We start from the raw sequence: 23304 nt of genomic DNA, 5'->3' as shown, positions 1-23304 counted from the left end.
TCACCAAGCACCACCAAGGAACATAGGCTTCAGGCCGCTTTGCGCACCACAATCATATAATTCATGCTGGTGTCAGATCCCAAGGACCAACGGTCCATCAAGGGGTTGTAATTGACACCGATTGGCTGATCGAGGCTAAGCCCCGCTTCTGTCTTGAGCGCAGCTTGGATTTCAGACGGCTTGACCAGCTTGTCATACTCATGCGTGCCCGGCGGCAACCAACGCAAGATTCGTTCAGCCCCAATGATGGCGAGGGCCAAAGCTTTTGGGGTGCGGTTAATGGTCGCGACAAACATCAATCCACCTGGTGCCACTAATTGGGCAGTATTCTTTAGAAAAGCTGCTGCATCGGCCACATGCTCTACCACTTCCATATTGAGCACGATGTCAAAGGGGCCCTCGCCTGCCGCCAACAAGCCTTCGGCGGTGCCATGACGATAGTCAATTTCAAGGCCCATTTGGGCTGCATGGGTCATGGCCGTCTTGATATTGGGCTCGGTCGCATCCACCCCAGTAACCTTGGCTCCCAGGCGTGTCATTGGCTCACTCAACAGCCCGCCGCCACAGCCAATATCCAGAAGTTTCAGTCCTTTAAGCGGCTGATCCGAACCAGACGTTAGTCCGAAGTGGGCTTCGGCTGTTTCGCGAATGAACCGCAGCCGCGTGGGGTTGAACTTGTGCAAAGGGCGGAATTTGCCATAGGGGTTCCACCAGTCTTCGGCCATGGCTGCAAACTTGGCCACTTCAGCCGGATCGATCGAGGGCGAGCGTGGCGGCATCTCCAGTGTCGCGTCTTGGGTGGCTTTCGGCATTGGGTTCAACTCACCTGTATGACAGTTTGCAACATGCAAAAGGATTGACCTTAAGACTTCATAGAGCGAAGAGCGCGCGCGTCGAGAGCCATCGTCTGTTTGTAACAGCAGATTTCTGCGTCTAATGGCATAGCTGAGGAGCAAAGAAGCATGTCGCGTCTGGTGATGAAGTTTGGTGGAACCTCTGTAGGAGACGTCGAACGTATCCGTCGCGTTGCGCGTCTGGTCAGTGCTGAGCGTGAAGCTGGGCGCGGGATCGCGGTGGTGGTTTCTGCTATGTCGGGCGAGACCAATCGCTTGGTCGAACTTTCCCGCCAAGCGGGCGAAGGCCTGCCGCCCGAACTATTCGACGATGAATATGATGTGGTGGTTGCGACCGGCGAACAGGTGACAACGGGTCTATTGGCCCTTGCCCTGCGCAGCATGGGCATCCCTGCCCGGTCATGGCAGGGCTGGCAGATCCGCGTGGCTTCAAGCTCTACCCACGGCTCTGCCCGCATTTCCGACATTGATGCCGATGAAGTGGCCGCAGCGATTGATTCCGGCGAAGTCGCCGTTATCCCGGGCTTCCAAGGCGTGACCGAAGAAGACCGTATCACGACGTTGGGTCGGGGTGGGTCAGACACGTCTGCCGTCGCCGTAGCGGCAGCCTTAAAGGCCGAGCGGTGCGACATTTATACCGATGTTGACGGGGTCTATACGACCGACCCCCGCATGGTGCCCAAGGCCCAACGCCTTGAAAAAATCTCCTATGAGGAAATGCTCGAAATGGCCTCGCTTGGGGCCAAAGTCTTGCAAACGCGGTCGGTCGAATTGGCCATGGCCAAACGTGTGCCCGTTCGCGTCTTGTCGAGCTTTGTTGAACCCGGTGAGCCAAACCCTGGAACTTTGGTCTGTGATGAGGATGAAATTGTGGAAAAGCAAATCGTGTCGGGCATTGCCTATTCGCGCGACGAAGCCAAAGTGTCGCTGAAAGCTTTGCAGGATCACCCCGGCGTCGCCGCCGATATTTTTGGCCGCTTGGCCGAAGCCAATATCAATGTGGACATGATCGTCCAAGCTCCCTCCCGCACCGAAGGCGCGGTCAATATGACCTTTACCGTGCCCGAGCGTGAAGCCGATCGCGCCATGGCGCTGATGAGTGCGGCCCAAGAGCAAATTGGCTTTGAGCAAGTCGAAGTCAAAAAAGACGTCTCAAAAGTCTCTGTAATCGGTGTTGGCATGCGCTCGCATGTCGGCGTTGCCCGTATCATGTTTGATGCCCTGTCGAAAAAGGGGATCAATATTGAAAACATCGCGACGTCCGAGATCAAAATCTCGGTTCTGATCGATAGCTCCTATACAGAATTGGCTGTACGGGCCCTGCATACGGCCTATGGGCTCGACGCTGCCTAAGTTTTGTGCAGCTTGCAGCAAAAAATGCTGTCGCTTTGAAGGACAGTTTATCCCTTCTCTTGTATGAGGAAGGCGACTTATGGTGTGGTCCTGCCCGTGCGGGTGCCACACCGCACCGTTTCGAGGAAGTGAATGAGCCCTGTTTCTTCTGGCAATGCGGGGGGGTCACGCGTTCTATTGCGTCGCCTGCGCGATGTCATGGTACAGGACGTCGACACCCAAACCCGCCTAGACCGGATCGTCGCGCAGATTGGCACGACGATGGTAGCAGATGTGTGCTCGATTTATCTCCGCCGCTCAGATGGGTCGCTGGAGCTATTTGCGACCGAAGGCCTATCGCGTGATGCCATCCACCGCACGCGGATGAAGGCGGGCGAAGGGCTGGTTGGCTTGGTGGCAGAAGGGGTTGAGCCGATTAGTCTGGCCGATGCGCCAAAGCATCCCCGCTTTTCCTACCGCCCTGAAACTGGGGAAGACCCGTTCCAATCCTTCATGGGGGTGCCAGTCCTTCGGAGTGGCCGGGTTGTCGGGGTTTTGGTTGTCCAGAACCGCTATGCGCGTACATACGAAGATGACGAAATTGAAGCGCTCCAACTGATCGCGACGGTTTTGGCCGAAATCGTCTCGGTTGAAGACCTGACCGGGGCCTTATCTGAGTTTCAGATCAAGCCCACCGCCCCAGAAACCTTAAAAGGCAAAGCTTATTCGCGTGGTCTCGCCTCTGGACAGGCGCTGCTGCACGACCCGGACGTTGAGCCAACGCGCTATTTGTCCGATGACCCCGTAGCAGAAGAACAGAGGCTGGATGAAGGTCTGGCCAAATTGCGCTCGGGCCTCGAAGCCCTGCTCGCAGGGGATGTGCAGACCCTTGGGGGCACGTCCTTTGAAGTATTAGAGACCTTTCATCTGCTAAGCCAAGACCGCTCGTGGGAACGCCGGTTGCGCGATGGGGTCCGAAACGGTCTGACGGCAGAGGCGTCTGTCGAGCAAGTGCGGTCTGAGCACCGCGCCCGCATGACAAGTGCCAAGGACGGCTATATTCGCGACCGCCTGCACGATTTGGAAGAGCTGGATAATCGCCTGCTACGCTATTTGTCGGGCGATACCGGTGACCGCAAGGAGGCCCCGGAGGATTCCATTCTGGTTGCCCGCGACATTGGCCCTGCCGAGCTGCTCGAATATGGTCGTGGCCGCATCAAAGCGATCTTGCTGGAAGAAGGTTCCCCCTCCTCCCATGCGGCTATTGTTGCCAAAGCGATGGGCGTGCCGATGCTGGGCCAATTGCCCAATTTGCTTTCCCGCGTTGAAGCAGGCGACACCATTATTGTGGACGGCAATGAAGCCCAAGCCTATCTGCGGCCGGACAGAATGGTCTCCCAGGCTTTGCATAGCCGGTTTGAAGCCCAAAGTGCCGAACAGCAATTGTTTGCCGCCTCAAAAGATTTGCCGAGCCAAACATTAGACGGACGAACAATAGACTTATTGCTCAATGCCGGTCTGGCCATTGATTTAGAGCAATTGGAAACAACTGGGGCCAGTGGCGTTGGCCTCTATCGCACCGAGTTCCAATTCATGATTGCAGACTCACTGCCCCGCCTTGATGCCCAGACGGCGCTTTACACCGAAGCGCTCGACCTTGCCAAAGGCCGACCGGTCACCTTCCGGACCTTGGACCTCGGTGGCGATAAGGTTGCCGCCTATATGCCGACAGAGCGGGAGGAAAACCCTGCTATGGGTTGGCGCGCTGTGCGCATGGGTCTCGATCGGCCTGGCCTCTCGCGCTACCAATTGCGCGCCCTTGTTCGGGCTGCCGAAGGCCGGCTTTTGCGCGTCATGTTCCCACTTGTGGCCGTTGTGGATGAGTTCCATCGCGCGCGGGAATTGTTGGAAAAAGAATTGGCTTGGGCGCGCGCCAATGGTCGGCTTGGCCCAAGCCGAGTTGAAGCAGGTGCGATGATCGAGGCCCCCGCTTTGGCTTGGGATACCGCCTCTATTGCCGAACATGCCGACTTCTTATCGATTGGCACCAACGACCTGATGCAATTCTTCTTTGCCGCTGACCGAGGCACCGCGAAAGTCGCGGACCGCTATGACATTCTCTCGCGGCCAGCACTCACCTTCCTGAAGCATATTCGCGACAGCGCAGGCCAAACCCCGATCTCCATTTGTGGTGAACATGCCGGTCGTCCTCTGGAAGCGATGGCGATGATTGGTTTGGGCTTTACCCGCCTTTCGATGCCAGCTGCGGGAATCGGTCCGGTCAAACGAATGCTGATGTCCCTCAATGGGGAAGAATTCTCCAAAACCTTGATGTCTTTGTTGCTCAAAGGCGACGGGCACCTCCGCAATGCACTGAAAGACTATGCAAAAACACACAAGGTTATAGTAAACTGACACGAAATCGCGCTAAGGATTTCTAAACTAAATGCCCGCAGTGTGGTGCGGTGTACAGATTAAGGATTGACACGATGAGTCCGGCAGAGGCCGCACGCACGTTAGACGCAGCCAAGACGCTCCATGCAGGGCGTGCGCATTTGCGTCTGGTGGGCTCTGTAGACAATCCAGATGCGGATGGTCCGGGCGCTCGTTTGCAAGCTGCCCGCCGCGATCAAGAGCTATCCATTCATCAAGTTGCCGGTGCCCTTAAACTCAAGCCAGAGCAGGTTGCCGCCATTGAGTCGATGCAATTCCAGAAACTACCTGGCCTTGGCTATGCGCTTGGCTATGTGCGTGCCTATGGTGAGTTGTTGGGCCTTGTCGATTGCGATGGTTTGGTGAGTGAGTTCCGCGATGCGTGGGAACCCGTGCAACGCCGACGCGAGTCGGAAATTGCAACCCAGCCTTCAAAATTTGTCGCCCCAGTCGGTGCGGTCGTCGCCTTGGCGCTGTTGGGTTGGTTGATCGTATGGGCGAGCTTGCACGCGATTAAGCCACAACCGGTTGATGTCGTTGCCCCGCCCGACGAGAAAATCAAAGCTTGGGCCGAAGCGCAACCCAAGGGGCCCGTGCAAGCCACGGCCGATGTTCAACCCTTGTCGACTTTGAAGGCCTTGCAAGACGTGCGCATTACGCTGCGGGGTGAAGATGGTGCCTTGGTAACCGATCGCATTCTGCGCAAGGATGAGAGTATTTCCACCGATGGGCTTGGACGCTGGTTCGTCTCGGCACCATTTGGGGGCGTGCTAGAAGCCAGCGGCTATGGTGAGACGGCGATCGTTGGTGAAGCCGGGATCAAAGTCGTCAATTGGCGCGTGCCTGATTTTGAAGCCATTGCAACGGCCAAAGCGAAAGCCGAAGCTGAAGCCGCTGCAGCCTTAGCCGCTGAAGAGGCCGCCAAACTTGCGGCCAAACTGGCGCAGGATCAGCCCGCCACAAGCCAAACTATTCCAGCTGTTGGGTCAGCACCTGCTAGCGCGGCACCTGCAGCCTCACGTGCGACAACCTCATCGGTTGTGCCGCCTCCAGCGGTACCAGCACCTGCTCCGGCAAAGGCCGCAGCTCCTGCCCCCCAATAACCAGCCGCACAGGCTCGTGACTGGAACTTCTCTGAAAGCCGTCCTATAGTTACGCCTACGCGTTAGCGTGTGGGTGATGGACTTCGCATCTTGTGGCTCTGGCCACGATAGCGCGTCCCATCCCGTTTAGAAGATCAGCCTTTCTAGGCAAACGGAAGCAAGAGGTATCGACGTGGCGACTGGTCTGGAACATATCCGCCCTTGGCGCACCATTGTGCGGCGCAAGTCCCGTCAGATCATGGTGGGGAAAGTCGCCGTCGGGGGCGATGCGCCCATTAGCGTCCAGACCATGACCAATACGCCTACCCCAGACGCCGGGGCCACGATTGACCAGATCCGGCGCTGCGAAGAAGTCGGCGTGGATATTATTCGGGTGTCTTGCCCGGATGTTGAGTCTACCGCTGCCCTAAAAACCATCGTGCGCGCTGCCAAAGTGCCCATCGTGGCGGATATTCATTTCCACTATAAGCGCGCGATTGAAGCCGCTGAAGCGGGCGCGGCTTGTCTGCGCATCAATCCGGGCAATATTGGCTCTGCCGAACGGGTGCGCGAAGTGGTCAATGCTGCGCGCAATAATGGTTGCTCGATCCGCATTGGCGTCAATGCCGGGTCGCTGGAAGCCGATCTTCTTGAAAAATATGGTGAGCCCTGCCCTGAGGCCATGGTGGAAAGCGCGCTCGATCACGCACGCATTCTGCAAGAGCTCGACTTTCATGAGTTCAAAATTTCGGTCAAAGCGTCCGACACTTTCTTGACGGTTGCCGCCTATCAAGCCTTGTCCGAGGCGATTGATTGCCCACTACATCTGGGCGTGACAGAGGCCGGGGCCGCCCGCTCCGGTACCGTAAAGTCGGCCATTGGCATTGGTTCGCTCTTGTGGGCTGGCATTGGCGATACAATCCGTGTGTCGCTCTCGGCAGAGCCTGAAGAGGAAGTGCGCGTCGGCTATGACATTCTCAAGAGCTTGGGCCTGCGCACACGTGGCGTGAACATCATTGCTTGCCCGTCCTGCGCCCGCCAAGGCTTTGACGTGATACGCACCGTCGAAGCATTGGAAAGCCGTCTGTCCCATGTGTCAGAGCCAATCTCCCTGTCCATCATTGGCTGCGTGGTCAATGGGCCGGGCGAGGCGCTCTATACGGACTTAGGCTTTACCGGCGGCGGCAAGGGTGCAGGCATGGTCTATATGGCCGGCAAAGCCCATCACAAGCTCTCCAACGACGATATGATTGAGCATATTGTGGAACTGGTGGAAGCCAAGGCCGAAGAAATGCGCGCCGCGAAGGCCGAAGAAGAACTCGCAACCGCCTCATAAGAAAAATGGGCCTGACCACAGCGGGCAGGCCCATCTTATGCAACGACTTGGGTCTTAATACAAAGTCGCCAAAGCCTTACCATCGTAATCCATCAGATCATCGGTACGGCCTTCTTTGACCTTTTTGGCCCATTCAGGGTCCTGCAACAAGGCGCGCCCGATGGCGACCATGTCATATTCCCCCTTCTCTAAGCGGCGGACCACATCATCGAGGGGCGCTTTGGCTGAACCCTCACCGCGGAAAGAACCGGCAAAATCACTCGAGAGCCCGATGGAGCCTACCGTGATGGTGGGAACGCCTGTAACTTTCTTGGTCCAACCGGCACAATTGAGGCCATTTTCACCATCCACATCGGGGAATTCGGCTTCCCAGACGCGCCGTTGCGAGCAATGCAGCATATCGACGCCTGCAGCCACAATCGGGGCTAGGAAGGCTTCGAGCTCTTGTGGGGTATGGGCCAGCTTAATGGTGTAATCTTGCTGCTTCCATTGCGAGAAGCGCAGGATAATCGGCATATCGGGGCCCACTTGCTTGCGACATTCGGCAACAATTTCTGCCGCAAAAGTCGCGCGCTCTGGCAAAGAGCCACCATAACGGTCGGTTCGGGTATTCATAACATCCCAGAAGAATTCATCGATCAAATAGCCATGTGCGCCATGGATTTCGATCGCATCAAAGCCCAGCTTAGCCGCATCGCCAGCAGCACGCGCATAGGCCTGCACCATGTCCCAAACTTCTTCCGTAGTCGGTGCAGGCAGAACGGACTTGCCTGTATGGGTGAGGCCGGAAGGGCTGTCGGTCGGCGCATCGGGATAATGGCCCGTGCCGGGCTTGCGCATCATGCCTTGGTGCCAAATCTGGGGGGCTATCTTGCCGCCCTGGGCATGGACGTCTTCTACCACTTTGGCCCAACCTGCCAAAGCGTCTGCACCATGAAAGCGGGGCACGTTCGGGTCGTTGGATGCGCCTTTTCGGTCCGTAACCGTGCCTTCGGTGATCAACAGGCCCACATCAGCTGCAGCTCGACGCGCATAATAATCAGCTACATTCTGTCCCGGTACACCATTGGGCGAAAAAGAGCGCGTCATGGGGGCCATGGCAATGCGGTTTGGGATCGTCACACCGCGAATGGTGAGGGGCTGAAACAAGGCAGACACGTCGGTCATGGGCACTCCTGAGCAAAAAAGAGGGCGGCTGTTTTGTCGGCTTGCCGCTTCCAATAAGGCGTTACGATGAAGTGGCCGCTAGGTCTAGACGGCCAAAGCCCCACCGTCGCAAATCGCTTGATAGTCCGCACTAAAGCGGCCCTCCCCCACAGGCGGATGCATGTCGATCCCAGCCAATAGGCGCAGCGGCGCGCGAGAGCCTTTGCGGGCAGAAACAAGGACCCGTTTTGCCGGATCCCCGGCACGCGGCCGGACCGGGCAGATTCCAATATCCCCCGCCTTTCCCCGAAGCGCTGCGAGAATGTCTGGCAAGCGATCTGCCCGATGGATCATCAAGAAACGGCCCTTCGGCTTGGCCATTGCCAACATGGCCTTGATCCACACATCCAAAGGTGCCCCCAATATATAGGCAGCCTGGCGCGATACATCAGGATCGCGGATCGCGTGATCATCGTCGAAGTACGGAGGGTTGGAAAAGACGAGGTCAAATTGGCCCAAAAAGGCCTCATCGGGTGCCAAAACATCGCCCAACACAAATTGCACCTCACCAGCCACCTTATTGCGAACCGCATTTGCCGAGGCCAATGACCAGGCTGCCTCATCTTTCTCCAGGCCAATCAGCGCGAGGTCCGAATCAGCGCGCAGGCAAGCAAGGCTCAATAAGGCCGTACCCACCCCACAGCCTGCCTCTAGGATTTTTTTTGCTGGAATGGCGGCTGCCGCAGCCGCTAACAAAACAGCATCTGTACCCGCCCGGTACCCCTTGCTGGGTTGCTCTATGGTCAAAGCCCCCTTCAGGAATATATCATGAGTTGTTTCGATCATACGGGCGTCCAAATATGTATCCCAACTACGTGTACAGGCGCTTGGTTGAGACGGGAAATCGGGTCTCTGTCAACTAAACTGTTTTGAACGCCAAGGTTGGAAGCAGCACATGCTTGACCCAAGCCCCCTCAAGAGGGCATGGAATTAAAAGACTTATAAGGAACAAGTTGTCGTGAATGTCACCACTCGCCCAGTTGATGCCGTGTCGGTTAATCCGACTGAAGCGCTCGCGGCCGTGTTGGCATCGGAATTGGCGGCGACCGAAACCGAAATTGCGGCACGCATGGAAAGCCCAGTTGGCTTGATCCCCGACGTGGCCCATCATTTGGTCGATGCGGGTGGTAAGCGCTTGCGCCCCTTATTGACTTTGGCCTCAGCAAGCGCCTGTGGCGGAGGTGGGGAGCCTGCAATCAAGCTCGCCACAGCGGTTGAGTTCATTCACACGGCCACCTTGCTGCATGATGATGTGGTCGATGGATCGTCACTTCGGCGCGGCAAGCGCGCTGCCAATCTGATCTGGGGCGATAAGGCCAGCGTTCTGGTCGGCGACTTTCTCTTTGCCCGTGCCTTCAATCTGATGGTGGAAACGGGCTCTCTGCGGGTGTTGGATATTCTGGCCAAAGCTGCCAGCACCATTGCCGAAGGTGAAGTGCTGCAACTGGCCACCACCAATCGCGGTGAAGCCAGTCGTGAGCGCTATTATCAAGTGATCGAAGCAAAGACTGCGGCCTTGTTTGCGGCTGCTTGTGAGGCCGGCGCCATTACTGCCGGGGCTTCAGATGAGATGGTTGCAGCACTTGCAAAGTTCGGACTGAAACTTGGCCTCGCCTTCCAACTTGTTGATGATGCTCTTGATTATGGCGGTCTCACCCAAAGCTTGGGCAAGAATACCGGCGATGACTTCCGCGAAGGCAAAGCAACTCTGCCCTTGATCATTGCGCTTGAGCGCGCGCAAGGGGAAGAGCGTTTATTCTGGCAACGGGTTCTGGCGCGCAAGCATCAAGACGAGGACCTTGCCTTTGCAATCCAGACCATGCGTCTGCGTGGGGCTGTTGAGGCCACGTTGGATGAAGCCCGGGGCCATATCGCCGAAGCGAAAGCAGCCCTCGCCCTCCTGCCTGAGGGGGTCATCCCGGCCCTTCTGGCCAATCTTGCAGATTATGTTGTCGCCCGCCTGAACTAATGGTCGAAGACGGCAGTCCTTGGAAGAAATGGCTGGCTGAAATTCGCGCCGCCGTACCGATCAGCCTAGAAGCCATGATAGCTATTCTCGTGATGACGATGGTCATTATGGTGATGCTGATTGAGCATATTCGAGAGCCTGACAAAGAGGTCTGCCGCCCCTTGCGCACTTGCGCCACATCCGTAGAGTCCAATCAAACGCCACCATCGGATTTCTGACAAAAAAGGGCGGGACTTTGCGGTCCCGCCCTTCTTTTTTGATTTGTGGCCGAGCCGATTATTCAGCTGGCTTGATGTCCGATGACGCGTCGGTCTTGCGGGTCTTCCACAAGGAGTAGGCAATTGCGCCGCCCAAAAGCGTCAAGGTGGCAATCAGCGACCAATGTGGTTCCATATAGGGCACCATCTTGAGCTCTTTCGACAGACCGAAGTTCCAGATGATCTTACAACCGATCAAAACCAGCACCAACGACAAGCCATATTTCAGATATTTGAAGCGCTCGACGGCTTCAGCCAACATGAAATACATCGACCGCAGGCCCAAAATCGCGAAGATGTTGGACGTGTAGACAATGAATGGGTCGCGGGTAACGGCGAAGATAGCAGGCACGCTGTCAACGGCGAAAACGATGTCGACCAACTCAACCATCATCAAGGCCAAGAACAAAGGCGTTGCCCACAGAACCAACCTACCCGAACCATCTGGATGCGGCTTCTTGACGAAGAAATTGTGGTTCTCGATCGTTTCAGTCACGCGCATACGCTTCTTGACGAACTTCAAGACGGGGTTGTCTTCCAGCTTCATCTCATGGTCGCCACCGAACAACATTTTGTAGCCGGTGAAGATCAAGAAGGCCGCGAAGATATAGAGCACCCAAGTGAATTCATTCACGACGGCGGAGCCCAAGCCAATGAAGATCGCCCGGAATACAATCGCGCCAATGATACCCCAGAACAGCACACGGTGCTGATATTCGCGCGGGACAGCAAAGAAGGTGAAAATCATGCCGATGACGAAGATATTGTCAAAGGCCAGCGCCGTTTCCAACAGATAGCCAGTGAAATACTGGATCACCGCCTGTTGGTTGAGATTGTCTGGGCTATTGTAATATCGCGGATCGGGTTCATAGACGAAATAGACATAAGCCCCGAAGGCGACGGCAAGGCTGGCAAAAGCCGCCCACATTTTGGCAGATTTCGATGCCGAAACCACCCCGTCCTTATTGTTGATGACCCCAAGATCAAGCCACAATAAGAAACCGATGAACGACAAAAAGGCGAGCCACAGCCATATTGGCTGGCCCGCGTAAACGGCGGTTAAAAAAGGCAGAGCATCCATAAGCCCCGGTCCCCCCACTTATTGGCTGCGTCTTCCACGAGAACAATCAATCCGACATCACGATCAACGCCTTGATCGCCAGAGGGGCCCGGACTGCGGTAGTGGGCTGCATATGGGGCTGTGGCCTCGATGCGCAAGGCACTGAAGCGTGAATACACCGCGGGCCAAGTTCACAAGACCGTGATAGGCCTTGCGCCGCAGCCTGCTTTTCCTATCGCCCGCTCGATCAGACCGAAGCGGTGGCTTCCTGTCCATGCTCTGCAAGGAAACGCTCAGCCTCCAACGCCGCCATGCAGCCAAGGCCCGCAGCAGTAACAGCCTGACGATAGGTTTCGTCAGCGACATCGCCCGCGGCAAACACGCCTGGCACATTGGTGCGCGTCGTGCCAGGCTCAACAATAATATAGCCATTATCGCGCATAGCGACTTTGCCAATGAACAGATCCGTTGCGGGTTTGTGGCCAATGGCAACAAACACGCCATGGGCAGGTAGGTCGGAAAGCGCCCCTGTCTTCAAATTCTTCAGGCGCACCCCGGTTACAGACTTTGGTTCGGGGTCAGACAAGATTTCTTCCACCGCACTATCCCAAACCACTTCGACCTTGGGATGGGCAAACAGGCGGTCTTGCAAGATCCGTTCTGCCCGCAATTCCGCACGGCGGTGCACCAAGGTCACTTTGCTAGCAAAATTGGTTAGGAAAAGCGCTTCTTCAACGGCGGTATTCCCGCCGCCGATGACGACCACTTCTTTGCCGCGATAAAAGAAGCCATCGCATGTGGCGCAGGCCGAGACGCCAAAGCCACATAGGCCTTGTTCTTCAGGCAGGCCCAGCCATTTTGCCTGCGCACCCGTCGCAATAATAAGTGTATCGCCGGTATAGACTTGGCCACCATCGCCGATCGCCTTAAAGGGGCGGCTCGTCAGATCAACTTCCATGATCCAGTCGGAAATGATTTGCGTGCCAACATGCTCTGCCTGGGCGCGCATTTGTTCCATCAGCCAAGGGCCTTGGATAACATCCGCAAAGCCCGGATAGTTTTCGACTTCGGTCGTAATGGTCAGTTGCCCGCCGGGTTGGGGTCCTTCGACCAGCACGGGCTGGCGCATGGCTCGGGCGGCGTAAATGGCGGCTGTATAGCCGGCAGGCCCAGAACCAATGATAAGGACGGGGGCATGGCGAGTTTCTGACATGAGGGGCTCCTTGAGCACACCTATCTAGTGATTCCCCTCGCGAATAAGAAGGGCCCCTCAGTTCAGAGTGCGCCACGACAAGCAAAAGCCCTTCGGCTCTCGCCGAAGGGCTTTAAAGCATTGACCAAAAGATTGCTTATCTCTTCATGATCAATGGCCCTTGGTAGGGTCTTAATACGGATGCCAAGGCAGAGCCGTCACATCACAAATCTATCGCGACATTACCCTTGAGTCAAAGGGGGAAGGCCGAGGCCATAAAGCACGCAATTACTTATGGTTCTCATCTGTGCCGCAGGAAGCTTACTTAGCTGGTAAATCCTCTTTCCAGTTAAATCTTTGCCCAAACGCAACAGATCAAGGCGATGAAGCCCTACTGCACATATCATGTCACCCTTCACCCAGCGGCTGACATTTCCCCAAGGTTCAGGCAAACGGAAGGGGATATCCAACTTACAATGATATCTTTGGCTTGGGTTTGGCATCGTCGTGCTTAATGGCACCACCGTGCAGAGTCCCACACGCGCTTCAATGGGCGGCGACATAACAACACATAGCCTCCTCTTTACCATTTCTGGCTTTCGAAAGCCCTGGTCAAAATCCACACAGACAATTGTCCCGCGTTTTGGATGGTATGCTAACGCCAAGGCACTCTCTTATTTATTGATTACAATGATATTTTAATTCTTGCGGTCTGAATTGACCCCGAAACTGGGAATCCTTCATTTGATCCACCTATATCGCGAGGAAGTGGTCCTTTAAGAACAGTATCTCGCCGTATAACCAATGGGTAATTATTGTATTTTCTGGTCAAAATCAACGGGCCGATTAAACGGTCAAATGGCTCACTCTGAAATGGAAGGGCTCTATCAGCGCCGGGCACGGAAGAACGTGCGCAAAATCTCGGCGCAGCGATCCGCCAAGATACCCGCTGTCACTTTGGGTCGCCAATGACAGGTTTTTTGCTCAAAAAACCGAACCCCATGCTCCACTGCCCCACCTTTGGGGTCCGACGCGCCATAAACCAAACGGGCGATGCGGGCGTGGCTGATAGCGCCAGCGCACATGGTGCAGGGCTCTAAGGTCACATAAAGGGTTAGGTCTGGGGCCAGCCGATAATTGGCTAAAGCCTCCCCCGCCCGCCGGATCGCCAAGATTTCAGCATGACCAGATGGATCGTGCAAAGTAATCGGCTCATTATGGGCTTCAGCAACCAGGACTTGGGTTTTGCTATCCACTAAAACAGCCCCAATCGGGGCCTCGCCCAAGCGGGCGGCCTGCTCTGCAAGCTCAAAAGCCCGCCCCATCCAATAGGCATCCCGCGCCTGATCCTGATCGTCCAGCATACCGCATTGTTAGCGGCTTTAGGCGGCCGAGACCAGCCTTAGCGTCGACAACTGGCAACAGGGCCCGGCGGCACCATGCGGATATAATTGCCACGACGCACACTGTGGGCGGTTACCTCTTCGCAGCGTCCGGGTTTGCGGCGCACCCAATGACCCTCAACACAGACCTGGCCGGTCCGGCTGCCATAGCATCGCGGCTCAATAAAGCGCCAATTGCCATCGGCAGGCAGATTGAGCGTATAGCCATAGCCATAAGCGGGCCCTTCCATGCCATTCCAAGCAAAATTGACCTCAGTCTCGGCCGGATAGCCCGTAGGGGTTGTCCGACCACTGTTGGAACGACCGGTATGCTCACCCTGACCATAGGAAGAAACATCTTGGTTTGGGATGGGGGCTGCAACACTTGCTGCATCCATGGGCCGCCGATAGGCCCCTGCTTCAGCCGAAACACTGGCCAAAGCCACCAACCCGCCAACAGCCAAAGCAACATTCCACAGTTTGATACGCACGACTGGTTTTCCCCACTCACTTTGTTTCGGGCTCGCAACAAAGCTGAAAACCAAAGAAGAAGCACGCGGGTTCGTGCAAGCGGGGTAGCGAGACTGGCATTTCCCCAATCCCGTGGGGCCGGTAACACTAAGATTTTACTTGACGTGTGCGTAAACGTAAGCCACACGCGAGTCCAAGGTCACCTCTGGAGGTCTTTTATGTCTGATCAAACTGAGAAGAACAGGGTTTGGACGATCGGTGAATTATCGCGTGAATTTGGTGCGACCGCCCGCGCTTTGCGCTTTTATGAAGACAAAGGGCTTTTAAGCCCAGCACGCGAAGGCCTGAACAGGCATTATTCGGTACGTGACCGTGCCCGCTTGAAGCTGATTTTGCGCGGTAAGCGGGTCGGGTTTTCCTTGTCGGAAATCCGCGAGATGATCGACCTCTATGATCTGGGCGACAATCAGCGCACCCAGATGCAGCGCACACGCGACAAATATATCAAGCAAATTGAGCTGTTGAAGCGTCAGCGTGAAGACATTGTTGGGTCGATCGAGACTCTCGAAAACGGCGTCCAATGGCTCAATGAGCAATTGGCGAAGGCCCCTGCTGATCTGGCAGTGGCCGGGGCATCTGCCTATGACGCGGTCGCGCGTGCCCGCCTCGATGGCGAAGATGCCACCTTTGTAAACGAAAAAGCCTCTTAAAAAAGCCAAGGCAAGGCCTGCTCAGGGCCCTCACGAAGAAAAACGACGACAACAACAAGGATAGGCCAGCGGCTGGTTCGGTTTGAGTTTCAAAACCAACCAGCCGCTACCGGCTGTCAAGGGAGATACATGATGGGCTATCAAGCACCCGTTCGCGACATGAAGTTTTTATTTGATGATGTGTTACAATTAGACCGGTTTTCCAACCTCGAAGGGTTTGCGGACGCGCCAAAGGATGTGCGCGACCAAATCCTCGAAGAAGGCGCGAAATTCTGCGAAAATGTGCTGGCCCCGTTGAATTCGGTCGGTGACAAACAAGGCTGCAAGCTAAACCCAGACAATACGGTCACCGTGCCAGACGGCTTCACCGAAGCCTATCATGCGCTGGTTGAGGCTGGCTGGCCGCTTTTAAGTGCAGACCCCGCCTATGGCGGCCAAGGCCTGCCCCATGTGGTAAACATGGCCTATAGTGAAATGACATCGTCAGCCAATATGGCCTTTGGCATGTATCCGGGCCTCACCCATGGCTGCTATTCGGCAATCCATGAAGGCGGCACAGACGAGCAGAAGGACCTCTATCTGCCCAAGCTCGCCAGCGGGGAATGGGCCGGTACGATGAATTTGACCGAGCCCCATTGTGGCACGGACTTGGGCCTCTTGCGTACCAAAGCCGTTCCCCAAGCGGATGGTACCTATAAGATTTCGGGCCAAAAGATCTGGATCTCGGGTGGCGAACACTCGATGACATCAAACCACATTCACTTGGTCCTCGCCCGTATCGAAGGCGCGCCAGCAGGGGTTAAGGGCATTTCGCTCTTCATCGTCCCAAAATTCATCGTGCATGCCGATGGCAGCTTGGGTGCGCGCAACACCGTGACCTGTGTGGGCCTTGAAGAAAAAATGGGCATTCACGGCAATGCCACCTGCGTGATGCAATATGAAGAAGCCACGGGCTATTTGATTGGCGAGCCCAATAAGGGCTTGTCCATCATGTTCGTGATGATGAATGAAGCCCGCCTCGGCGTCGGCCTGCAAGGCATGGCGGTTGGTGAATCGGCCTATCAAGCAGCGCTTGCTTTCGCAAAGGACCGCCGCCAAGGCCGCAGCCTGACCGGCCCGAAAGAGCCAGATCAGCCCGCCGACAATATTTTGGTGCACCCAGACGTCCGCCGCATGTTGATGGACATCAAAGCCCATACTGAAGGCGGTCGCGCCTTCTTGTACTGGACCGCCCTTTATGGCGACCTCTTACACAAGAGCCCAGACGAAGCCGTCCGCCAAAAGGCTGGCGATTATATGAGCCTTCTGACCCCTGTCCTCAAAGCCTATTTGACCGACAAGGGCCACAAGAATGCCTCTGACGCGTTGCAAGTCCATGGTGGCTCAGGCTTTACTGAGCATTATCAGGCCAGCCAGTTCCTGCGCGACAGCAAAATCGCCATGATTTATGAAGGTACCAATGGCGTGCAAGCGCTCGACCTCGTGGGTCGCAAGCTCGCGGCCAATGGCGGCCGGGCCATCCAAACCTTCTTTGCGGAGATCGACGCATTTGTGGCCGAGCATGAGGGCGATGAAAACCTCGCCCCCTTTATCGCAGGCCTCGCTTCTGCCCGCGCGCAATTGCAAGATGCCACCATGTGGCTGATGGCCAATGGCATGAGCAATTTTGATAATGCCGGGGCATCCAGCCACGATTATCTCCATGTGTTCGGCCTGACAGGGCTTGCCTATATGTGGGCCCTGATGGCTAAGGCGGCCTATGCCAAGGCTGGCACCGAGCCCTTCTATGACACCAAGATCAAGACCGGCCGCTATTTTGTCGACCGTATCTTGCCCGAAATCGCCAGCCATTTGGCCAAAGTCAAAACCGGTGCCGCACCCGTGATGGCGCTGAGCGCCGAGGAGTTCTAAAATTATCCTCCCCCGGTCGCGGGGGAGGACAGGGCCCGTTCTCATCCGCTCCCCCTTCGCGGGAGGGGACAAACAACAACAAAACGTCGACGCTCAAGGGAGAAACACCATGACAGCCATCACCATGCCGAAAGCCGTTTGGCGCGATAGCGAAGAGCTTACCATGTTCGAGGATTCGGTCCGTGGGTTCTTTGCCAAGGAAGCCCCGCCTGAAGTGTGCGCCAAATGGCGCGAAAACGGCATTGTGGACCGGCAGATGTGGACCAAAGCGGGTCAAGCTGGCCTCCTGTGTGTGTCTATGCCGGAAGAATTTGATGGTGGTGGGGGCGATTTCCGCCATGAAGCCGTGATTATGGATGTGATGGGCACCATGGGCATTGATGGCTTTGGCCTGCCTTTGCACAACGCCATTATCGCGCCTTATATCAAACATTATGGCAGCCAAGAGCAGAAGCAGAAATGGTTGCCAAAAATGGCTTCGGGTGAATTGGTTGGCGCCATTGCCATGACCGAGCCTGGTGCTGGCTCTGACTTGCAAGGGATTAAAACCACCGCCGTCAAAAGCGGCAATCATTATGTGATCAATGGCTCTAAGACATTTATCACCAATGGTGCGACGGCCGATTTGATCATTGTGGTCGCCAAGACCGACCCGACCCAAGGGGCGAAGGGGACAAGCCTGATCGTGGTGGAAACCAACGAAGTCGAAGGCTTCCGTCGCGGCCGTAACCTGGACAAAGTAGGTCAAGACGCCCAAGATACGTCTGAGCTTTTCTTCGACGATGTGCGTGTACCAACGTCCAATCTCTTGGGTCCCGTCGAGGGCATGGGCTTCATCCAATTGATGGAGCAATTGGCTAGTGAACGCCTACAAATCGGCATTCAGGGCGTTGCCAGCATGGAACGCGCGCTGACAGAAACCATCGCCTATGTCAAAGAGCGCAAGGCCTTTGGCAAGTCGATTATGGACTTCCAAAACACCCAATTCAAACTGGCCGAATGCAAGACCAAAGCAACCGTTGCGCGCGCTTTTTGTGACCGCTGCATCGAGCTTTTGCTGGAAGGCAAGCTCGACCCTGCTACCGCCAGCATGGCGAAATACTGGGTTTCGGACGTTGAAAATGAAGTGATGGACGAATGCCTACAATTGCATGGCGGCTGGGGCTATATGAATGAAATGCCCATTGCGCGCATGTGGCGCGACAGCCGCGTTCAGCGGATCTATGGCGGGGCCAATGAAGTCATGAAAGTTTTGATTGCGAGGACCTTGTGAACGACCCCCTCCACTCCGCCATTGCTGATGCGCTTGCTTTGATCGAGGCAAACCCAGAGCCAAACGATGACAATTTGCGTGCGCTTTCGGTCCGCTTGGCCTTGGCCCATGCCGCAACCGAAGATGAAATCAATCAACTGGCTGTTGAGAGCTTTCAAGAAACGATTGAGGATATGCAGGCAGACAACATCCCCGAACATCGCGCCTATTTGTTTGAACAAATGACGACAGGCCTGATGGCATATGAAGTCCAGCTCTTGCTGGATGGGGCCAAGGGATGAGCCAACATACCGCCTCCATTGTTTGGAAACGCGGAGACGCCGTCTTCACCGACGGCCATTATGCCCGTACCCATCAGGCAAGCTTTGATGGCGGGGTGAGTATCGCCGTGACAACCGCCCTGCCGTTGCCGTCCAACACAGTGCCGGCAGCTGACCCTGAAGAGATGGTGGTGGCGGCGACGGCCAGTTGCCACATGATGTTCTTCTTAGCCTTTGCCAAACAGGCTGGCTTCATTGTCGATAGCTATCAAGATGCCCCAGTCGGCACCTTGGGCAAGGATGATGCGGGGGTTGAGCGCTTTGTGGAAGTGGTCCTGAACCCCAAGATCAGCTGGGGTGGTGCCAACATTCCAGGAGCTGCCGACGTCGACCTCTTGCACCATAAGGCCCATAAGGCTTGCTATATTGGCAATTCTTTGGCCTGCCCCGTGAGGATTGGTGCATGACCGACCACGCCCAAACCTTCCTCGACATCGGCATGAAACAGCCGTCGCAAAGCTCACAAACTTTGGGCTTCAAGCTGATTGAGATGGATGTGAAGGCCGGAACCGCGCGGGTTGAATTTGCGGGCAAGCCCGAATTTGCCAATCCAACTGGCTATATTCAGGGCGGATTTCTTTCCGCCATGCTGGATGATGTCATGGGCATGATGGCGATGTTGAAAGTCGCCCCCAAGAGCTTTGCCAGCACGATTGATTTGCACGTCCATTATCTGCGCCCAGTTCGGGTCGGCAAGATTGAGGTCGCCGCACGCATCACCAACAAAGGTCCCAGCGTCATGTTCGCTGAAGCTGACCTCTATGATTGTCGGGGAAAAATCTCCGCCAAAGCCACTTCTGCCTTGGCGATCACGCCCTTGCAGATTAAAGCAGACGTATAACAAAGGGAGCGCCAAAATGGCCGAAGCATTTATCTATGACGCAGTCCGTACCCCCCGGGGGAAAGGTCGCAATACCGGGTCGTTGCATGAAGTAACGGCTTTGAGCTTAGCCACCCAAACCTTGCAGGCCATTCGGGACCGCAACAATCTAGACACCTCTAAAGTCGACGACGTCGTTCTGGGTTGCGTAAGCCCTGTTGGCGAGCAAGGCAGCGATATCGCCCGCATCGCAGTGCTGAACGCCGATTATGCGGAAACCACCGCTGGCGTGCAGATCAACCGCTTCTGCGCGTCGGGCCTGGAAGCTTGTAATATGGCAGCGGCCAAAGTCATTTCCGGTGAAGCCGATATGGCCATTGGTGGTGGCGTTGAAAGCATGAGCCGTGTGCCCATGGGCTCTGACGGCGGTGCTTGGGCCTCTGACCCATCAATCGCCATCAAGTCCTATTTTGCCCCACAAGGCATTGGCGCCGACACGATTGCGACCAAATACGGCTTCTCTCGCGATGACGTCGATGCCTATGCGGTGGAAAGCCAAAAGCGCGCGGCGACGGCTTGGAAAGAAGGCCGCTTCGCCAATTCCATCGTGCCCGTCAAAGACCAAATGGGTGCCATCATCCTAGCCCATGACGAGCATATGCGCCCTGATACCACCATGCAGAGCCTTGCTTCGCTAGACGCCAGCTTCATCGCCCAAGGCACAATGATGCCAGGCTTTGATGCCATCATCCAACAGCGCTATCCGGAATTGGAAACCATCAACCACGTGCATCATGCGGGCAATAGCTCGGGCATTGTGGACGGCGCTTCGGCGGTTTTGATCGGCAATAAGAAGATGGCCAAGGCCACGGGCATGAAGCCACGCGCCAAGATCATCGCCATGGCCTCAATCGGGTCAGAGCCTTCGATCATGTTGACCGGCCCAGAATTTGTTGCCCGCAAGGCATTAGCAAAAGCTGGCATGAAGCCAGAAGACATTGATCTCTACGAACTCAATGAAGCCTTTGCCTCGGTTGTTTTGCGCTTTATGCAGGCCCTCAACATCCCACATGACAAGATCAATGTGTGCGGCGGGGCGATCGCGATGGGCCACCCCTTGGGTGCTACCGGCGGCATGATCCTTGGCACCGTGCTCGACGAGTTGGAGCGGACAGGCAAGGAAACGGCCCTCATCACCCTGTGCGTCGGCGCAGGCATGGGCACTGCCACCATCATCCAGCGGGTTTAAGCCCACCTGACCTGTGACGCGGGCAGCTTGGTTGCCCGCTTGCTGGCCGACGCCCGACCTCGAGGCGAGGCCAAGACCCGGAATTTTGGAGATACGCATATGGAAAATTTCAAAACCAACCTCGATGCTGATGGCGTGTTGCACATCGCATTTGATGTTCCAGGCAAGACCATGAACACCATCACCGGTGGCGTGATGAAAGAAATGGGCGAATTGGTCGCCGAGATTAAAGGCAATGATGCCATCAAAGGCGCCGTGCTTTATTCGGGTAAAGACAATGGTTTCTGCGCAGGTGCTGACCTTGGCGAAATCGGTGGCGGCAGCATGGATGCCGACAAGAATCTCTCTGAAGATGAAAAGCTGAAGAAGTCGTTCGAACAAGGCTTCAGCCTGAACCGTTCGCTGCGTGCGCTTGAAACCTGCGGCAAGCCTGTGGCTTGTGCGCTCGAAGGCTTGGCACTGGGTGGCGGTCTGGAAATCGCTTTGGCCTGCCATTACCGCGTGGCGGCCGACAATCCAAAGATCCAATTCGGCCTGCCAGAAGCTAAAGTCGGCCTGCTACCCGGTGCAGGCGGGACACAGCGCCTGCCACGCCTCATTGGCGTGATGAATGCCATGCCGCATTTGTTGCAAGGCACCAGCATGAACCCACAAGAAGCCTTGAAGAAGGGTGTCGTCGGTGCCGTTGTGCCAGCCGGCGAAACCGTTGCAGCAGCCAAGGCTTGGGTATTGGCCAATCCAAATGCGGTCGCGCCTTGGGACGTTAAGGGCTATCGCGTCAAAGACGGCCCCTATTCCCCCGGTGGCGGCATGACCTTTGTTGGCGGCAATGCTATGTTGTCGAAAACCACTTATGGCAATTACCCCGCCCAAAAGGCGATCATGAGCGCGGTGTTTGAAGGCGTGCAAGTTCCCATCGACGCGGCCTTGCGCATCGAAACACGCTATTTCTTGAAAAACATGGCAAGCCCCTCGGCCAAGGCCATGGTGCGCTCGCTCTTCTTGTCGACCCAAGCCCTCGCCAAAGGTGCGAACCGTCCACAAGGCTTTGACAAATATGAGATCAAAAAGGTCTCGGTTTTGGGTGCTGGCATGATGGGGGCAGGCATTGCCTATGTGCAGGCGATGGCCGGCATTGAAACCGTCCTGATCGACCAAAGCCAAGAAGCCGCTGAAAAGGGTAAGGATTATTCCAAGAAGTTGCTCGATAAGGCTGTTTCGCGCGGCAAAATGACCCAAGAAAAGGCCGATGCCGTCTTGGCCCTCATCACGCAAACCACCGACTATGCCCATGTCAAGAAGTCGGATCTCGTGATCGAAGCCGTATTTGAAAACCGCGAGATCAAGGCCGATGTGACCCAGAAGGCCGAAGCCATGTTGGGCCCGAACGCAGTCTTTGGTTCCAACACCTCCACCCTACCCATCACCAGCTTGGCCACCGCATCCAAGCGGCCCAAGAATTTCATCGGCGTGCACTTCTTCAGCCCTGTCGACAAAATGGGTCTGGTTGAAATCATTATGGGCAAAAAGACCACGCAAGAAACCTTGGCCAAGGCGGTTGATTATGTCTTGAAGATCAAAAAGACCCCCATCGTGGTCAATGACAGCCGCGGCTTCTACACCAGCCGTTGCTTTGGCACCTATGTGCAAGAAGGCCAAGAAATGTTGGCCGAAGGCATTAAGCCAGCCATCATTGAAAATGTGGGCCGCATGACCGGCATGCCCGTGCCGCCATTGTCTATGGCAGACGAAGTAGCCCTCGACCTTGCCTATAAGGTCGCGCAGCAAACCAAAAAGGACTTGGGCAATAAATGGGTGGCCACGCCCAGCCAATTGATCATCGAAGAAATGGTCGAAGGGCTTGGTCGCTTTGGCCGCAAGAACAAAAAGGGCTTCTATGACTATAAGGAAGACGGCACCAAGGCGATTTGGCCGGGCCTGACCTCGGTCGTGCCAACCAAGATCCACGAGGCAGATCCTGCTATGGTGAAAGAATATAAGAACCGCCTTCTCTATCGTCAGGCTCTGGAAACCGCACGTTGCTTTGAGGAAGGCGTTATCACCGACCCACGCGACGCCGACATCGGCTCTATCCTCGGCTGGGGCTTTGCGCCCTATACCGGCGGCACAGTCAGCTTTATGGACGGCATTGGCATCGCCAATTTCGTTGCCGAAGCCGAGCGCTTGGCCAAGAAATACGGCCCCCGCTTTAAGCCAAACAAGCTCTTGAAAGACATGGCGAAAAACGGCGAAACCTTCTATGGCCGCTTTGGCGGCGAGGCCGCGAAAAAGGCCGCATAAACTTATCAGGCCCTCTTGCAAAGAAACGCTGGAGGGCCATTACCTTTCCAGACAGGGAAACCCATTTCCCCACAGCAAAGCTGCTCTGGAACTATTGGAAAGTTTGTTTGTAAGCCGCATAAGGCTAAGCAATTCCAGATTTATAT

Annotated in this window: 22 protein-coding genes; 14 read left to right on the top strand and 8 right to left on the bottom strand. The window is 55.9% G+C overall.

Annotation, left to right across the window (positions count from 1 at the left end; genetic code table 11):
- Positions 1–29 precede the first annotated feature (29 nt).
- Entirely contained in the window at positions 30–812 is a 783-nt protein-coding gene (gene ubiG, locus IOB61_RS00335; RefSeq protein WP_290810467.1) for a bifunctional 2-polyprenyl-6-hydroxyphenol methylase/3-demethylubiquinol 3-O-methyltransferase UbiG, read from the bottom strand.
- A gap of 150 nt (positions 813–962) precedes the next feature.
- Between ubiG and IOB61_RS00330 the strand changes: the two genes are divergently transcribed.
- The 4 genes from IOB61_RS00330 to ispG all read left to right on the top strand — a co-directional run bounded on the left by IOB61_RS00330 (position 963) and on the right by ispG (position 7037).
- On the top strand, positions 963–2207 hold the full coding sequence (locus IOB61_RS00330) for an aspartate kinase (RefSeq protein ID WP_085338953.1): 1245 nt from the start codon (positions 963–965) through the stop codon (positions 2205–2207).
- A gap of 132 nt (positions 2208–2339) precedes the next feature.
- Positions 2340–4601, top strand: a complete 2262-nt coding sequence (gene ptsP, locus IOB61_RS00325) for a phosphoenolpyruvate--protein phosphotransferase (RefSeq protein ID WP_290810462.1) — start codon at positions 2340–2342, stop codon at positions 4599–4601.
- A gap of 74 nt (positions 4602–4675) precedes the next feature.
- Positions 4676–5722 carry a helix-turn-helix domain-containing protein gene (locus IOB61_RS00320; protein ID WP_290810459.1) on the top strand — a complete coding sequence of 349 codons (1047 nt, stop codon included), beginning with the start codon at positions 4676–4678 and terminating at the stop codon, positions 5720–5722.
- A 172-nt stretch (positions 5723–5894) separates the two neighbouring features.
- Positions 5895–7037, top strand: a complete 1143-nt coding sequence (ispG, locus tag IOB61_RS00315) for a flavodoxin-dependent (E)-4-hydroxy-3-methylbut-2-enyl-diphosphate synthase (RefSeq protein ID WP_290810456.1) — start codon at positions 5895–5897, stop codon at positions 7035–7037.
- Between the two features lie 54 nt (positions 7038–7091).
- Here the strand turns inward: ispG and IOB61_RS00310 are convergent, their stop codons facing one another.
- Together IOB61_RS00310 and IOB61_RS00305 are read right to left on the bottom strand one after the other, a co-directional pair.
- Positions 7092–8204, bottom strand: a complete 1113-nt coding sequence (locus tag IOB61_RS00310) for an NADH:flavin oxidoreductase (RefSeq protein WP_290810453.1) — start codon at positions 8202–8204, stop codon at positions 7092–7094.
- Between the two features lie 84 nt (positions 8205–8288).
- Positions 8289–9029 carry a methyltransferase gene (locus tag IOB61_RS00305; RefSeq protein ID WP_290810450.1) on the bottom strand — a complete coding sequence of 247 codons (741 nt, stop codon included), beginning with the start codon at positions 9027–9029 and terminating at the stop codon, positions 8289–8291.
- Positions 9030–9201: 172 nt separating this feature from the next.
- Between IOB61_RS00305 and IOB61_RS00300 the strand changes: the two genes are divergently transcribed.
- Together IOB61_RS00300 and IOB61_RS00295 are read left to right on the top strand one after the other, a co-directional pair.
- Positions 9202–10212, top strand: a complete 1011-nt coding sequence (locus tag IOB61_RS00300) for a polyprenyl synthetase family protein (RefSeq protein WP_290810447.1) — start codon at positions 9202–9204, stop codon at positions 10210–10212.
- A complete protein-coding gene (locus IOB61_RS00295; protein ID WP_290810444.1) occupies positions 10212–10430 on the top strand; it encodes a hypothetical protein in 219 nt (72 codons plus the stop codon). Before IOB61_RS00300 ends, IOB61_RS00295 begins: the two co-directional genes overlap by 1 nt.
- 58 nt (positions 10431–10488) lie before the next feature.
- Here IOB61_RS00295 and IOB61_RS00290 read toward each other — a convergent pair whose 3' ends face one another.
- The 5 genes from IOB61_RS00290 to IOB61_RS00275 form a co-directional block, all read right to left on the bottom strand.
- Complete coding sequence (locus IOB61_RS00290) at positions 10489–11550, bottom strand: TerC family protein (RefSeq protein ID WP_085338947.1); 1062 nt, start codon at positions 11548–11550, stop codon at positions 10489–10491.
- Between the two features lie 226 nt (positions 11551–11776).
- On the bottom strand, positions 11777–12742 hold the full coding sequence (gene trxB / locus IOB61_RS00285; RefSeq protein WP_290810439.1) for a thioredoxin-disulfide reductase: 966 nt from the start codon (positions 12740–12742) through the stop codon (positions 11777–11779).
- Between the two features lie 221 nt (positions 12743–12963).
- A complete protein-coding gene (locus IOB61_RS16775; RefSeq protein ID WP_367272773.1) occupies positions 12964–13386 on the bottom strand; it encodes a type II toxin-antitoxin system PemK/MazF family toxin in 423 nt (140 codons plus the stop codon).
- A gap of 222 nt (positions 13387–13608) precedes the next feature.
- Positions 13609–14085, bottom strand: a complete 477-nt coding sequence (gene tadA / locus IOB61_RS00280) for a tRNA adenosine(34) deaminase TadA (RefSeq protein WP_290810435.1) — start codon at positions 14083–14085, stop codon at positions 13609–13611.
- A 38-nt stretch (positions 14086–14123) separates the two neighbouring features.
- Complete coding sequence (locus tag IOB61_RS00275; protein WP_290810433.1) at positions 14124–14594, bottom strand: hypothetical protein; 471 nt, start codon at positions 14592–14594, stop codon at positions 14124–14126.
- Positions 14595–14792: 198 nt separating this feature from the next.
- Between IOB61_RS00275 and IOB61_RS00270 the strand changes: the two genes are divergently transcribed.
- The 8 genes from IOB61_RS00270 to IOB61_RS00235 all read left to right on the top strand — a co-directional run bounded on the left by IOB61_RS00270 (position 14793) and on the right by IOB61_RS00235 (position 23158).
- Positions 14793–15284, top strand: a complete 492-nt coding sequence (locus IOB61_RS00270) for a MerR family DNA-binding transcriptional regulator (protein WP_290810431.1) — start codon at positions 14793–14795, stop codon at positions 15282–15284.
- A gap of 132 nt (positions 15285–15416) precedes the next feature.
- A complete protein-coding gene (locus IOB61_RS00265; protein ID WP_290810428.1) occupies positions 15417–17195 on the top strand; it encodes an acyl-CoA dehydrogenase C-terminal domain-containing protein in 1779 nt (592 codons plus the stop codon).
- Between the two features lie 109 nt (positions 17196–17304).
- A complete protein-coding gene (locus IOB61_RS00260; protein ID WP_290810426.1) occupies positions 17305–18468 on the top strand; it encodes an acyl-CoA dehydrogenase family protein in 1164 nt (387 codons plus the stop codon).
- Entirely contained in the window at positions 18465–18749 is a 285-nt protein-coding gene (locus tag IOB61_RS00255) for a hypothetical protein (RefSeq protein ID WP_290810424.1), read from the top strand. The genes IOB61_RS00260 and IOB61_RS00255 overlap by 4 nt, the downstream gene beginning before the upstream one ends.
- Positions 18746–19195 carry an OsmC family protein gene (locus tag IOB61_RS00250; RefSeq protein ID WP_290810422.1) on the top strand — a complete coding sequence of 150 codons (450 nt, stop codon included), beginning with the start codon at positions 18746–18748 and terminating at the stop codon, positions 19193–19195. Before IOB61_RS00255 ends, IOB61_RS00250 begins: the two co-directional genes overlap by 4 nt.
- On the top strand, positions 19192–19629 hold the full coding sequence (locus IOB61_RS00245; protein ID WP_290810419.1) for a PaaI family thioesterase: 438 nt from the start codon (positions 19192–19194) through the stop codon (positions 19627–19629). The genes IOB61_RS00250 and IOB61_RS00245 overlap by 4 nt, the downstream gene beginning before the upstream one ends.
- Before the next feature lie 16 nt (positions 19630–19645).
- Positions 19646–20857: an acetyl-CoA C-acetyltransferase gene (locus IOB61_RS00240; protein WP_290810416.1), complete on the top strand. Its 1212-nt coding sequence runs from the start codon at positions 19646–19648 to the stop codon at positions 20855–20857.
- Between the two features lie 99 nt (positions 20858–20956).
- Positions 20957–23158, top strand: coding sequence for a 3-hydroxyacyl-CoA dehydrogenase NAD-binding domain-containing protein (locus IOB61_RS00235; RefSeq protein ID WP_290810411.1), 2202 nt, complete (start codon positions 20957–20959; stop codon positions 23156–23158).
- The last annotated feature ends 146 nt before the right edge of the window (positions 23159–23304 follow it).

This window comes from Aquidulcibacter sp., assembly GCF_020253525.1.
Lineage (GTDB): Bacteria > Pseudomonadota > Alphaproteobacteria > Caulobacterales > Aquidulcibacteraceae > Aquidulcibacter.
This window is presented reverse-complemented; position numbering and strand designations above follow the sequence as displayed.